The sequence below is a fragment of the Corynebacterium sp. c8Ua_99 genome, assembly GCF_039907185.1.
Taxonomy (GTDB): Bacteria; Actinomycetota; Actinomycetes; order Mycobacteriales; family Mycobacteriaceae; genus Corynebacterium; species Corynebacterium jeikeium_D.
The window spans coordinates 55,497-68,019 of the sequence record NZ_JASBOG010000015.1; the positions used below are offsets into that span (position 1 = coordinate 55,497).

Consider the following 12,523-nt stretch of genomic DNA (forward strand, 5'->3'; position numbering starts at 1 on the left):
CGACGACCCCGCGCCCACCACAAAGGCCCCGCTACCAGTGACGATAACGGGGCTTTTGCATTTGTCTATTCAGTTAATTGAGTTTGGCCGAGCTGTTCGGACAGCGTTGCCAGCCAAAGGCTCAGTGGTTATTAGTGATCAACCGCAGCCTCGGTACCAACACCGGTCAGGGAGCGAACTTCCATCTCAGCTGCCAGGTCATCGAAGTTATCCGGCTTACCCATGTAGGTGGCGATGATGCCAGCCAGGAACGCCAGCGGGATTGCGAGCAGACCCGGCGAGGTCAGCGGGAACCAGGAGAAGTCAACGGACGGAATCATCGAGGACTCAGCGCCGGAGACTGCCGGGGAGAAGATAATCAGAACCAGCGAGGCGATGACACCGGTGTACATGGAGGCAACTGCGCCTGCGGTGTTGAAGCGCTTCCAGAACAGGGACATCAGGATGGTCGGCACGTTTGCGGATGCTGCCACTGCGAAGGCCAGCGACACCAGGAAGGCGACGTTCTGCCCCATGGCCAGGATGCCGAGGATAATGGCGACAACACCCAGCACGATAACGGTAATGCGGGAGACACGAACCTGCTCGGCTTCCGTGGCCTGTCCCTTGCGAATCACGGCCTGGTAGAGGTCCTGGCCGACAGACGCGGAAGCGGTAATTGCCAGACCAGCGACCACGGCCAGCACGGTAGCGAACGCCACTGCGGAAATCACAGCCATGAAGATGGAGCCACCGATTTCGAAGGCCAGCAGCGGAGCTGCAGCGTTGGCCCCGCCCGGCGCGGCCATGATGCGGTCCGGGCCGACGAGTGCAGCAGCACCGTAGCCGAGCACCAGGGTCAGCAGGTAGAAACCACCGATGAGGATGATTGCCCAAGTCACGGACTTACGAGCTTCCTTTGCGGTCGGCACCGTGTAGAAGCGCATGAGCACGTGTGGCAGACCAGCAACACCGAGGACCAGTGCCAGGCCCAGAGAGATGAAGTCCAGCTGCTGGACGAAGGAGCCGCCGTACTTCAGACCCGGCTCAAGAATGGCGGAGGCTTCGTAGCCCTTCTCGGCGATGTAATCCGAGCTTGCGTGCATGTCCACTGCGTCCTGCAGGAGCTGGGAGAAGTTGCCCTTAACGCCAACCAGGATGATCAGGGTCATGATGATGACAGCACCGACCAGCAGGACGGCCTTAATCATCTGCACGTAAGTCGTGCCCTTCATACCACCGATGAGGACGTAGGCAACCATGATGATGCCGACGACTGCGACAACGATGGACTGCTGAGTGGAGTCGTGGATGTTGAGCAGCACGGCGACCAGGGAACCTGCACCGGCCATCTGCGCGATGAGGTAGAACAGGGTCACCGCGAGGGTCGAGATAGCAGCCGCAGTACGTACCGGGCGCTGCTTAAGACGGAAGGACAGCACGTCGGCCATGGTGAACTTACCGACGTTTCGCAGCGGCTCTGCAACCAACAGCAGCGCGACCAGCCAGGCTACGAAGAAGCCGATGGAGTAAAGGAATCCGTCGTAACCAGTCAGCGCGATGGCGCCGACGATACCGAGGAAGGAAGCCGCCGAGAGGTAGTCACCCGCAATGGCAAGACCGTTTTGGGTACCGGAGAACTGTGCGCCACCGGTGTAAAAGTCTGATGCTCCCTTGTTTCCGCCCTTGCCCACTCGAGTAACGATGAACATGGTCGCAACAATGAAGGCGACGAAGACCGCGATGTTGAGAATCGGGTTACCTGCTGCTGCAGTGTCATCTGCAGCAAAGAAACTAGTCAGCATGCCTATGCCTCCTTCTTTGCGACGATTTCAGCGATTTCTCCGCTTTCCAGTGCCTCGCGCAGCTCTGCCTGCATCGGCTCGAGCTTCTTGTTGGCGAAGTTGATGTACACCCAGGTGATGGCGAAGGTGGTCACGAACTGAAGCAGACCAAGGACGATGCCCAGGTTGATATTGCCCAGTACGGGAGTCGCCATGAGGTCTGGCGCGAACGTCGCAAACAGAACGAATGCGATGTACCACACCAGACCTGCGACGGTCATCGGGATGGCGAAAGAACGGAATGTAGAGCGGAGCTCTTGGAACTGCGCTGAGTTTTGCACGTAGCGGTACTCGGCCGCCTGTGGCTTATGCCGGTCTGCCGGCAAGGGAGTTGCGGACACGGGCTAATCCTTTCCAGGAAGTTATGCAGGTGTTCGTAATGAGGTCCAGCACAGCCACCCCGAGGGTGTGCCATGCACCACATTTTTCATTATGTGTGGAAACAAAGTTACCTGGAACACAGTTAGCAATGAAGTTAAATGCGGCTAACTACTTCTCAGCGAGCCTTAAGGCACCCCCCAAAAACGCCATTACCTGCATACTTAGGCGCCGTTTTTACTACCCCCATTTACGCCGTTGTACTCGTGTTCTCCGCTTCTTCCGGCAATGGCTTACTCTGACGCCACCACCACAGCGCTTCGATAATGCCCGCGCCGATGGCCCCCACGATCAGCGCGGGAATCAACAGCTCCCGCCCTACCCAGTACAGATTAAGCACTGTGGCCACTGAACGAACCGAGAAGATGAACAGGTAGGCTCCTGCCGATACCGCCAGCAACAGAACCTTCCACCAGGTGTATGGCCTAGCCACGACCACCAAAACCCAAAATGCCGAAACAATCAGCACAATGAGGGTCGCAGTAGACGCCTCCCCTCGTGCCGCATCGCTGGCGTCGACTCCCGGGTTTGCCCACAACCAAAACATGAAGGTCAACAACCCCACCGTGATGCCCGCCGGTATCGCTAAGCGCAACACGCGCCGTACGAAACCATCGCGCGCACGCTCCAAGTTAGGAGCCAACGACAGCACGAAGGCCGGGATTCCAATTGTGAACCAACCCGTAATCGTCACGTGAATCGGCTCGAATGGATAATCCATCCCCCACAGCCCCACAGCCAGCGCCAGCACCACCGAGTAGATGGTCTTCGTCAAAAAGAGGTTGGCCACGCGCTCGATATTGCCAATGACGCGACGCCCCTCCGCCACAATCATCGGCATCACGGCGAAGCGATTATCCAACAGCACCAACTGCGCAACCGAACGTGTCGCCGGCGCCCCATCGCCCATAGCCACGCCCAGGTTCGCCGCTTTTAGCGCCAGCACATCATTGACACCATCACCGGTCATCGCCACATGATGCCCCCGCGACTGCAGCGCATGAACCATATCGCGCTTATTCTCGGCCGTGACACGGCCGAAGATCTGCCGCGACTCCACAATGTCTGCGAACTCGTTGCGGATCTCGGTGGGCTTGGCTTCGCTATTCTCATCGCGGCTGACCGGAAGCTCAGACGCATCGACAGGATTGTTAGCCCCCTCCATTTCCAGCTCACGTGCAACAGCCCCCACGGAGCGGTCATTGTCACCAGAAATGACCTTGACCTCGATGCCTTCTTCATAGAAGTAGGCCACCGTGTCCGCCGCATCTGAACGCACCTTCTGCCCCAGCACGACAAGTGCGACTGGCTCCAACTCCACCTCGCCACTCTTCCGCAGCGCACCGCCGGGCAGGTCATCTGCCCCAACTGATGTCCGCGCGAGCAGGAGCACACGAAGTCCTTCCTCCATAAGCTGCCGAGCTTTCTGCATGCCGACCGCGGAGTCGTCGACAAGCACATCGGGCGCGCCGAAAACCCACGTCGCACCGCCGTGATACGTCAGCGCCGACCACTTATTCGCCGAGGCAAAGGGGCGGGTTCTGGCTTGTTCATGCTTTACGACGTCCCCTGCGTCCGCAAGCCCATCGAGCAGTGCACGAGCCGTTGCGTTGGGGCGATCGTCGAGCTTGCACAGATCGATGAGTGCGGAGTCGACCTCATCGCGGGAGGTACCGTCACCCGATACGATGTCGACTTCCACTAGCTGCATCGCATTTTCGGTGAGCGTGCCAGTTTTGTCGACACACACGGTGTCGACACGCGCGAGACCTTCGATGGCGGGCAACTCATTGACCAGCACGCGATGTCGCCCCAAGCGCACCACCCCAAGGGCAAATGCGATGGTGGTCATGAGGACAAGCCCCTCAGGGACCATGGGCACCAGCGTGGCGACCATCCCCAGCAGCGCATCGTTGAAATCATCGCCGGCGACAAAGAGCTGCGTATAGATTGCCAGGGCGCCGACGGGAATGAGAATCCAGGAAATGTAGGTCAGGATCTTGTTGATGCCGCGGAAGAGCTGGGAATCAGTCAGCGTGAATTTGTTGGCCTCAGCTGCGAGCTTGGCGGCGTAAGCCTCCTTGCCCACTTTGGTGGCCTGATATCGCGCCGACCCCACCACGACCGAGGAACCCGAGTAGACCATGTCCCCAACGCTCTTATCGACGGCATCGGATTCACCGGTGAGAGAGGACTCATCGACAGCCACGTCAGAGGCGTAGCGGAGAATACCGTCAACGACGATTTGGTCACCGGGACCAACCTCGATGAGATCGTCGAGGACGACGGACTCGCGGTCGATCTCGCGAGCAGGCTCCCCGTCGCGAATGACCATGGGTTTTGCACGGCCGACAATGGAAAGCTTGTCCAGTGTGCGCTTGGCACGCAGTTCTTGGATGATGCCGACGATAGAGTTGGCGATAATCAGCAGACCAAAGGCACCGTTGACGATTGAGCCGGTATAGAGCACGACTGCGAATAACACAGCGAGAATACCGTTAATCCGGGTAAACACATTGGCACGGATAATGTCCCACACACTGCGCCCGGATGTTGGCGGCAGCTCGTTGACGTGCCCCAACTCGATGCGTTGCTGGACCTGCTGTTGAGTAAGACCACTGTCGGGAGTTTTCCACGAGCCCATGCCTGCCTACCCTATTCGCCTAATTGCTGAACCTATTCGACCTATTTGCCAATGAAATTTGGTTCGCGCTTTTCGGCTCGCGCCTTCGATGCCTCCGCAGCATCCTCGGAAGCCCACACCGTGTCGTAGAGCTCCTGCTGGTAGTCCTTCAACGGGCTATGTGTCTCATCGTCGTTGAGCACTGCCTTGTGGTAGGCCAGCGACAGGGGCGCGTAGGTGGCGATACGAAGCGCTACCTCCTCCGCCTTGTCCGGACCACCAAGGTAGGAAGCCAGACCACAACCGCGGGCGGCTTCCTGATCCATGCGCTCGGCCGCCAACAAAATAGTGCGGGCGCGGGCACCGCCGACGAGTACGCGTACGCGGCGAATTGTCCAGGCATCGACAGCGATACCGAGCTTGACCGGCGGAATCATAAACCAGCCGCGCTCACCCACGACGCGCAAATCGGCCGCCATCGCCAGCTGCATCCCAGCGCCGACAGCCGGCCCCTGCACATCCGCTATAACCACCAGACGGCTGGCCTCGATTGTGCGCAGCATTCGACGGAGCTGTTCGTGGAAGGAATCTTCATGGTGCTGGCCACTCAGGTCGGCGCCCGCACAGAAAGCGCGGCCTTCGCCGCGCAGCAGGATAACGCGCTGCTCTGGAACCTCAGCGGCAGCTTCCACCGCATCGGCGATGTCACGACACACGTCGGCAGTCAGGGAGTTGCGCTTATGATCTCGGTCGATGGTGATAGTGACAATTGCGCCGTCGGCTTCGACGCGGATTTCAGATGCTGGGTTCGTCATAGCATTTAGGCTACCCGCGAAACACCAATAGTGATGGGGCTATAAGCAAATCTAAATTCGCTTATTCGTTGCCGAATACCCGCGGGTCGCCACTCAGGCGCCCGTCGGCACGCGCCATCGACGCAATCGTTTCCATGTCCTCGTCGGTGAGCTCAAAGTCGGTGACCTGAAAGTTCTCCTTGATGCGCGACGGCGTGCCCGACTTCGGGATGGCCACGATGCCACGCTGAAGGTGCCAGCGGATAGCAACTTGGGCGGGAGTTTTACCCAGGCGATCTGCGATTTCAGCAATCGGCGAGCCCTCAAAGTACTTCGCGCGCCCCAACGGCGACCAAGCCTGCGTGACAATACCGCGACGACGATCGTCTTCAACCTGCTCATTCTGCGGGAACTGCGGATGCAGCTCAATCTGGTTGACCACCGGAGTCTCCGAGAGCTGGTCGAGCACCTCTGGGTAAAAGTTCGCCACACCAACCGAGCGAATCAGCCCCTCACGATTGAGCTCCAGCAGCGTATCGAAACACTGCCCAAACGTCCCCTGCTTCTCCACCGGCCAGTGCACAAGCACCAGGTCAACGTAGTCAAGGCTGAGCCGTTCTAAAGATGCCCGCACGGACTCGCGCGTCGCCGCCGACCCCTGCGCATCGTTCCAGACCTTCGTGGTCACGAAGATATCTTCACGCTTTACGACGTTCGCAGCGACCGCATCAGCAATACCCTGCCCAACCCCTCGCTCATTGCGATAGAGCGATGCGGTGTCGATGTGGCGGTAGCCGATTTCCAGGGCGTAGCGCACGGATTCGCGCGCCTGCTCATCGTCAAGCTTGTAGGTACCGAACCCCAGAATCGGGATGGCGTTGCCATCGACCATTTCCACGTTGGCAATTCCGGTTGTCGCTGCATCGTACTTCAGATTGAGTGTGGTCATGCCAACCGAGTGTACGGACTGAAAATTTTTTAGATTTTTTCTACCCCGCTGACCTGCGGTTTAGAAAGGTGAGTGCGCTTCATTTTGTTGCGAACAGTTGACGTAGCGTTGTGTTTATATAACACTTTGGAGTGTGTCCCCAAAGATTAAACCCAAAGAACCGATATTCAACAGAATTTCAGTGCTGCGGGCAGAACACGGACTCAGCCGAGCCGAACTAGCCAAACAAGTAGAGGTCAATCCTCAAACGATTGGCGCGTTGGAGCGAGGTGACCACTACCCCAGCTTGGATCTGGCATTTCGCATCTGCGCGGTGTTCGATCTCCCCGTTGAGGCGGTGTTTTCTCGCGAGGAATTCAAGCCCATGTCCTCTGCCCTATACCGAAAGGAAAGCTAACGATGCCAGCTATTCGGACTGAAGACGCAACACCGAACTTTTTCGAAAAGCTAGAAGCCCGGCGCGAAGCGAAGTACACAAAGCGTGTCGAGCAGATGTCGAGCTGGTTGCCCAAGTGGCGCAACCAGGCGGCGCGGCGGAAGCTGGTCATCGCATTCGAGGTGTGCCTTGTGCTGATGCTGCTGAGCGGCATCGCGCTTCTCGGTAGCCTGACCGATATTTTCCCGGGATGGCTTTCTCTGCTCTGGCCAGTGATTTCCCTCATTATGGTCGTCGTCTGGACCAGCCTCAACATCACAGTCGACATGGTTGACAGCGCACCGACCTCGCTACTGGACGAATACCAGCAGGAACAGATTCTGAACCTGCGGGGGCTGACATATCGCTGCTTCACCTACTTCGGCTTGGTGGCCTTCCTTGCTCTCGTTCTGGTGGGCACCTATGTCCTGAACGCGCAACCTGACTGGGGACGCTACATTCCGTACAGCTTCGGAATCTTCGGAATTATCGCTTTCCTCTACATTTCCACGCTGCCCACCGTCGTCTACGCCTGGAATCTGCGCGACGACTAGTACGGGCTCAAAAACTCATATCCCTCCTCTGCCCTTCACTCCTCAATCTAAGGATCACCATGAACAGCCTCATTATTGACGGGCTTGAGAAGTCCTACGGAGACCTGCAGGTTCTCCGTGGCATGAGCTTCCAAGTTCACCCTGGAGAAATCTACGGCTTCGTCGGCTCTAACGGTGCCGGCAAGACCACCACTATGCGCATTGCCCTGGGCGTGCTGGCCACCGATAAAGGCGAGGTGCGCATCGGCGATACCCCGATGAATGACTCGCTGCGCCGCACGATTGGCTACATGCCAGAAGAACGCGGCCTCTACCCCAAGGCTGAAGTCCGCAAGCAGCTGATTTACTTTGCTCGCCTACACGGTGTGCCCACCAAGCGCGCGGAATCCAATGCCGACAACTTGTTGGAGCGCCTCGGTCTCACCGAGCGTGCCAACGACAAGGTCGACACGCTCTCGCTCGGCAATCAGCAGCGCGTGCAGCTGGCAGCCTCCCTCGTCCACGACCCAGAAATACTAGTCCTCGACGAGCCCTTCTCTGGTCTCGACCCAGTTGCGGTCAAGGTGATGAGCTCCGTACTCAAGGAGTACGCCGACCGCGGCACCCCGATTGTGTTCTCTTCCCACCAGCTCGACCTTGTCGAGCGCATGTGTGACCGCGTCGGCATCATCCGCGACGGCCGCATGCTCGTGGAAGGCACTGTTGATGAGCTGCGAGCACGGGGCCCACGGGCTTTCGTCGTCAAGCTCGATGGTGCGCCCCAGGATTGGGCGACCTCCGTCGAGGGCGTGACAAGCGTGGAGCGTGATACCCATGGTGCCACCGTCGTTCACCTCGATTCCAACGCCCCCGCCGACACCGACCAGAAGCTGCTACACAGCGCGATGGCAGCGGGAACGGTCCGTTCGTTTGGACCTCTGCAAATTCCACTTACCGAGCTCTACCAGGAGGCCGTACAGCAATGAGCACCAACACTTACAACGCCTCAACGGCCGTCAAGACTGTTTTCGTCCGCGAACTCCGCGAGCATCTGCTGAAGAAAAGCTCGCTAATCACGCTCATCATCATGGCAGTGGCGGCCGTCGGCGGTATCTTCGTTGCCGACTACATGACCTCCAAGTCCGATAATGACACCGTAAAAATCGCGGTCGTCGGAGAAGCGCCGTTCGCGGACTCTCTCGCCGACGCTACCGCCGAAATAAAGGATGCTGAAGGCGCGGATGCCGCAGCCGGCGCATTTGCCACAGCATCGCTCTCACCGTTGGAGATTACGTCCGCGGCAGACGACAAGGCCGCTCGCGCTGCCGTCACCGACGGCGACGCCGACGCCGCTCTCGTCCCCGACACCGCAGAAGGCAAGGAGGGCTCGTGGAAGCTGCTTGCCGACGACGCCCCATCCTGGCTGGCCCCAATGCTGCAGGAATCGCTGCAGAAACAAAATGAAGCCATGCTGCTCAGCGAAAACGGAATCAACCCCAGCGAGTTTTTCTCCAAGACTCAAAGCGCAGCCGTGTCGGTGGAGTCGCTGGATGAAGCCAAAGACGAGAAGATGCCCGCAGTGGTCATCACACTGATTGGTGTGATGGTCATGATGACCGCCATCCTCGTCTTCGGCGGCGCGGTGGCCACCAGCGTCATCGAGGAGAAGTCCTCCCGCGTCATCGAGATCATTCTCTCGACCGTTCGCCCGGCGCACCTGCTGGCTGGCAAGATCCTCGGCGCCGGTCTGGCTGGCATCATCATGATGAGCGTGCTGACCGCCAGCGCCGCAGTTGCCCTCATGATTACCGGATTGGCGGAGAGCTTCGATGTGCCGTGGTCCGCAGTCTGGCTGCTGGTCCCGTGCTTCATCCTCGGTTACTTCTTCTTCGCCGCGCTGTATGCAGCCTCCGCATCCTTGGTCAGCCGTATGGAAGATTTCCAGGGCGCACAGATGCCGGTACTGGTGTTCTCGCTGATCACGATGTATGTTCCGCTGTTTGGCTGGAGCAAGCTGGACTCTACCGTCATGCAGATTGCAGCGTGGATTCCACCGGTTTCCATCACCACTGCCCCGATGCAGTACGCCGTTGGCAACTTCTCCGCACTCCAGTTGGCGGCTTCGCTGCTAATCATGGTTGTGGGAGTAGCCGCAGTCATCGCACTCGCCGCCTGGATCTACCCGCGCAATGTCCTGCGCACCGGTGCCGCGGTCAGCTGGAAGAAGGCTCTGACAGCCAAGAGCTAGCCCCAGCCCTGCCCAAAAGAGCGTGACTCCTTCGGCCACGGTCACCTAAAACCGAATAATCGTCAATCGCGTAGTTTGCTCAGCGCACCTTATAGACCATGGTCCGCCGCAAACTGCGCGATTTTTCCTGTCTCGCCATAGGAGGTCTGCGCCCCCACGCCTGTCGCCGCATGAGCCGAGACCACCGCCGCAAGACGAGCTGCCGTCACCACATCATCGCCCGCGGCCAACGCGGTGAGGACCGTACCCATGTACGCATCACCGCAGCCCGTGGTGTCCACGACCTCGATGGGCAGCGCTGGAATGCGAGTGACTGCCACCTCGCTTTCCGACGTCCTCAAGACCGCAGACCCCTCCCCGCCAAGTGTGACAATGGCCGTGGAAATCCCGTGTTCGTCGGCAAGCGCGCGCCCAACCGCATCCCACTGACCGTGCTCGCAACCGGCGACCGCGCGCTCGGAGCCGATGATGGCTGCGAGTTCGTGCTCGTTGACAATGAGGACATCGACCAGCGCGAGCAGATCCTCACTGACCGCCCGAATCGGCGACAGGTTGAACACCACCGGCACACCCGCATCGTGGGCAATCTGTGCGGCGGCCAGGACAGCCTCATCACAAATCTCCAGACACAGACCGAGGCACCCAGCCCGCTGAATCTTGTCCGCATGACTGCGCACCATCTCAGCATCGACTTCACCATTGGCGCCAGCGGAGATGACAATGAAATTCTCCGCCGCATCATCAACGACAATCATGGCTGTACCAGTGGCAGAGTCGACGGTCTCAACTGCAGAGATGTCCACGTGAGCGTCGGTAAGCGCGTCGCGCAGCAACTGCGCATTGGGATCCGAACCGACCGCGCCGACCAGTTCCACGGCCGCGCCCAGTCTTCCAGCCGTCGCCGCCTGATTCGCCGACTTACCGCCCGGCAGAATGCGCAGAGGACTGCCCTCGATAGTCTCGCCACCATGCGGCAGGCGCTTCACGGTGACGGTCAGGTCTGCGTTGATGGAACCGACGACACATACGTTTGGCCTCTGTTCAGCCAGCTCGGTGAGGCGCTCAGTAATCGGCATTGGTTCGACTCCTCGGTAGTGCGGACACGTTTTTTCCGACAATAGCGCTACCCCTTTCCGCCCACCATCGACTAAGCCGGTTTACCCCTTGTTTACTACCGTGGAGGTATGGCTAGAATCAGCGCCCAACAAGTAATAGATACCGTCCTCGACCACGGAAGTTTCACCTCCTGGGACGGCGCGCCCGAGCATGGCAACATCGACGAGTCCTACCGCGGCACACTGTCCCGAGCCTCTGAGAAGACCGGTCTCGATGAGGCCGTTATCACCGGCGAAGGCACCGTCGGCGGCAAGCGCGTCGCCGTCATCTGTTCTGAGTTCGGCTTCCTCGGCGGTTCTATCGGCGCCGCAACCGCTCGTCGTATTATTCGCAGCATCGAGCGCGCGACTGCGGAGCAGCTGCCCCTGTTGCTCTCCCCGACCTCGGGCGGCACTCGCATGCAGGAGGGCACTGCGGCGTTCGCGCTCATGATCTCTATTACCACCGCAGTGGCGCGCCACAAGGATTCTCACTTGCCATTCCTGGTGTACCTGCGCAATCCCACCACCGGTGGTGTCATGGCGTCGTGGGGGTCGGCAGGCCACTTCACCTTCGCAGAGCCCGGCGCACTTCTCGGCTTCCTCGGCCCGCGCGTCGTCGAGCTCGCTACCGGCGAACCCATGCCCGAAGGCGTTCAGACCTCCGAGAACCTGTTCAAGCAGGGCATTATCGACGGCATCATTCCGCTCGAAGGTCTGCGCGGCGCTGTCCGCCGCACCATCGACGTGCTTGCCGACGGAGACCCCAGCGAACCCACCCCACCGCCAGTAGCAGCCATTGATGGTCGCGATACCTGGGAAGCTATCCTGCGCACCCGCGATACTTCTCGTCCAGGTGGCGGCGACATTATCGATGCCCTTGTCGACTGCTCCGTGCCGATTTCCGGCACTGGCGATGGCCACAAGTCGCTGTCGGTTCGGGCTCGCCTGGCGCGGATTGGTGAGCGGCCGGTGATTCTGGTCGCCCAGGATCGCCATAACCAGCCGCCGCTGGGCACGCATCCAATGGGGCCGGGCTCACTGCGTTTTGCCCGCCGTGCGATGCGCATCGCGGAAAGCCTGAACATTCCGCTGGTCACGGTCATTGACACCCCAGGCGCTGAGTTGACCAAGGACGCCGAGGAAAATGCCATGGCCGGCGAGATTGCCCGCACCTTGACCACGCTGGTGAACTTGAAGGTTCCGACCGTGTCACTCATTCTCGGCCAGGGCTGCGGTGGCGGTGCGCTGGCCATGCTGCCCTCTGACCGCGTGCTGGCAATGCACGATGCCTGGATGTCTCCGTTGCCGCCGGAGGGTGCTTCGGCGATTATCTACCGAGACACCGAGCATGCCCCGGAAATGATGGAGGAGCAGGGCGTTGGCGCCGAGGCCATGCTGAAGACCGGGGTTATCGACGAGATTGTGGCCGAACCTGAGGATTCGTCCGAACTGCCCCGCCGTGCTCTGAGTGCTATCGAGCACGCCCTCTGGGAGCTAGAGAAGAATCCGGCTCGCGTTGGCCGTGAGCAGCGTTTCGACCACTACCGTCGCTTCGCGCTGAGCGAGTAAGGGGGCTGGGGCTGGTTTGGGGCTGGTTTGGGCCTTCAGCCCCCACCCCAACCTCAGAAAGCAAGAAAGTGACTGAGTTTATGACACTTTTGGG

At 59.7% G+C, this 12,523-nt stretch carries 11 protein-coding genes; 5 read left to right on the forward strand and 6 right to left on the reverse strand.

The window, feature by feature from the left end:
- Positions 1-131: 131 nt before the first annotated feature.
- From QKE19_RS09110 to QKE19_RS09130, 5 genes are all read right to left on the reverse strand, one after another.
- A complete protein-coding gene (locus QKE19_RS09110) occupies positions 132-1,784 on the reverse strand; it encodes a cation acetate symporter (protein WP_070549884.1) in 1,653 nt (550 codons plus the stop codon).
- Between the two features lie 2 nt (positions 1,785-1,786).
- Complete coding sequence (locus QKE19_RS09115; RefSeq protein WP_016423298.1) at positions 1,787-2,164, reverse strand: DUF485 domain-containing protein; 378 nt, start codon at positions 2,162-2,164, stop codon at positions 1,787-1,789.
- A gap of 227 nt (positions 2,165-2,391) precedes the next feature.
- Positions 2,392-4,845 (reverse strand): HAD-IC family P-type ATPase, encoded by a 2,454-nt coding sequence (locus tag QKE19_RS09120; RefSeq protein ID WP_347890850.1) that lies wholly within the window; start codon positions 4,843-4,845, stop codon positions 2,392-2,394.
- A 41-nt stretch (positions 4,846-4,886) separates the two neighbouring features.
- Positions 4,887-5,639, reverse strand: coding sequence for an enoyl-CoA hydratase (locus QKE19_RS09125; protein WP_048733677.1), 753 nt, complete (start codon positions 5,637-5,639; stop codon positions 4,887-4,889).
- Between the two features lie 61 nt (positions 5,640-5,700).
- A complete protein-coding gene (locus QKE19_RS09130; protein ID WP_069359658.1) occupies positions 5,701-6,567 on the reverse strand; it encodes an aldo/keto reductase in 867 nt (288 codons plus the stop codon).
- Positions 6,568-6,700: 133 nt separating this feature from the next.
- On the opposite strand from QKE19_RS09130, the gene QKE19_RS09135 reads away from it, so the two are divergent.
- From QKE19_RS09135 to QKE19_RS09150, 4 genes are read left to right on the forward strand one after another with little or no spacing between them, the layout of a single operon-like run.
- Complete coding sequence (locus QKE19_RS09135; RefSeq protein WP_042388879.1) at positions 6,701-6,964, forward strand: helix-turn-helix transcriptional regulator; 264 nt, start codon at positions 6,701-6,703, stop codon at positions 6,962-6,964.
- A 2-nt stretch (positions 6,965-6,966) separates the two neighbouring features.
- Complete coding sequence (locus tag QKE19_RS09140) at positions 6,967-7,536, forward strand: hypothetical protein (protein ID WP_049189717.1); 570 nt, start codon at positions 6,967-6,969, stop codon at positions 7,534-7,536.
- 59 nt (positions 7,537-7,595) lie between these two features.
- Positions 7,596-8,501, forward strand: coding sequence for an ATP-binding cassette domain-containing protein (locus QKE19_RS09145; RefSeq protein ID WP_069359659.1), 906 nt, complete (start codon positions 7,596-7,598; stop codon positions 8,499-8,501).
- A complete protein-coding gene (locus QKE19_RS09150) occupies positions 8,498-9,763 on the forward strand; it encodes an ABC transporter permease (protein WP_016423304.1) in 1,266 nt (421 codons plus the stop codon). Before QKE19_RS09145 ends, QKE19_RS09150 begins: the two co-directional genes overlap by 4 nt.
- 89 nt (positions 9,764-9,852) lie before the next feature.
- On the opposite strand, the gene QKE19_RS09155 is transcribed toward QKE19_RS09150, so the two are convergent.
- On the reverse strand, positions 9,853-10,839 hold the full coding sequence (locus QKE19_RS09155) for a ribokinase (protein WP_016423305.1): 987 nt from the start codon (positions 10,837-10,839) through the stop codon (positions 9,853-9,855).
- Positions 10,840-10,947: 108 nt separating this feature from the next.
- Here QKE19_RS09155 and QKE19_RS09160 point away from each other — a divergent pair, with 108 nt between their 5' ends.
- Positions 10,948-12,429, forward strand: a complete 1,482-nt coding sequence (locus QKE19_RS09160; protein ID WP_150960866.1) for a carboxyl transferase domain-containing protein — start codon at positions 10,948-10,950, stop codon at positions 12,427-12,429.
- The last annotated feature ends 94 nt before the right edge of the window (positions 12,430-12,523 follow it).

Excerpts from the sequence above, each read along its gene's own strand:
- QKE19_RS09110 (WP_070549884.1), bottom strand. The coding sequence starts at position 1,784 with ATGCTGACTAGTTTCTTTGCTGCAGATGACACTGCAGCAGCAGGTAAC.
- QKE19_RS09120 (WP_347890850.1), bottom strand. The coding sequence starts at position 4,845 with ATGGGCTCGTGGAAAACTCCCGACAGTGGTCTTACTCAACAGCAGGTC.
- QKE19_RS09125 (WP_048733677.1), bottom strand. The coding sequence starts at position 5,639 with ATGACGAACCCAGCATCTGAAATCCGCGTCGAAGCCGACGGCGCAATT.
- QKE19_RS09130 (WP_069359658.1), bottom strand. The coding sequence starts at position 6,567 with ATGACCACACTCAATCTGAAGTACGATGCAGCGACAACCGGAATTGCC.
- QKE19_RS09140 (WP_049189717.1), top strand. The coding sequence starts at position 6,967 with ATGCCAGCTATTCGGACTGAAGACGCAACACCGAACTTTTTCGAAAAG.
- QKE19_RS09145 (WP_069359659.1), top strand. The coding sequence starts at position 7,596 with ATGAACAGCCTCATTATTGACGGGCTTGAGAAGTCCTACGGAGACCTG.
- QKE19_RS09150 (WP_016423304.1), top strand. The coding sequence starts at position 8,498 with ATGAGCACCAACACTTACAACGCCTCAACGGCCGTCAAGACTGTTTTC.
- QKE19_RS09155 (WP_016423305.1), bottom strand. The coding sequence starts at position 10,839 with ATGCCGATTACTGAGCGCCTCACCGAGCTGGCTGAACAGAGGCCAAAC.
- QKE19_RS09160 (WP_150960866.1), top strand. The coding sequence starts at position 10,948 with ATGGCTAGAATCAGCGCCCAACAAGTAATAGATACCGTCCTCGACCAC.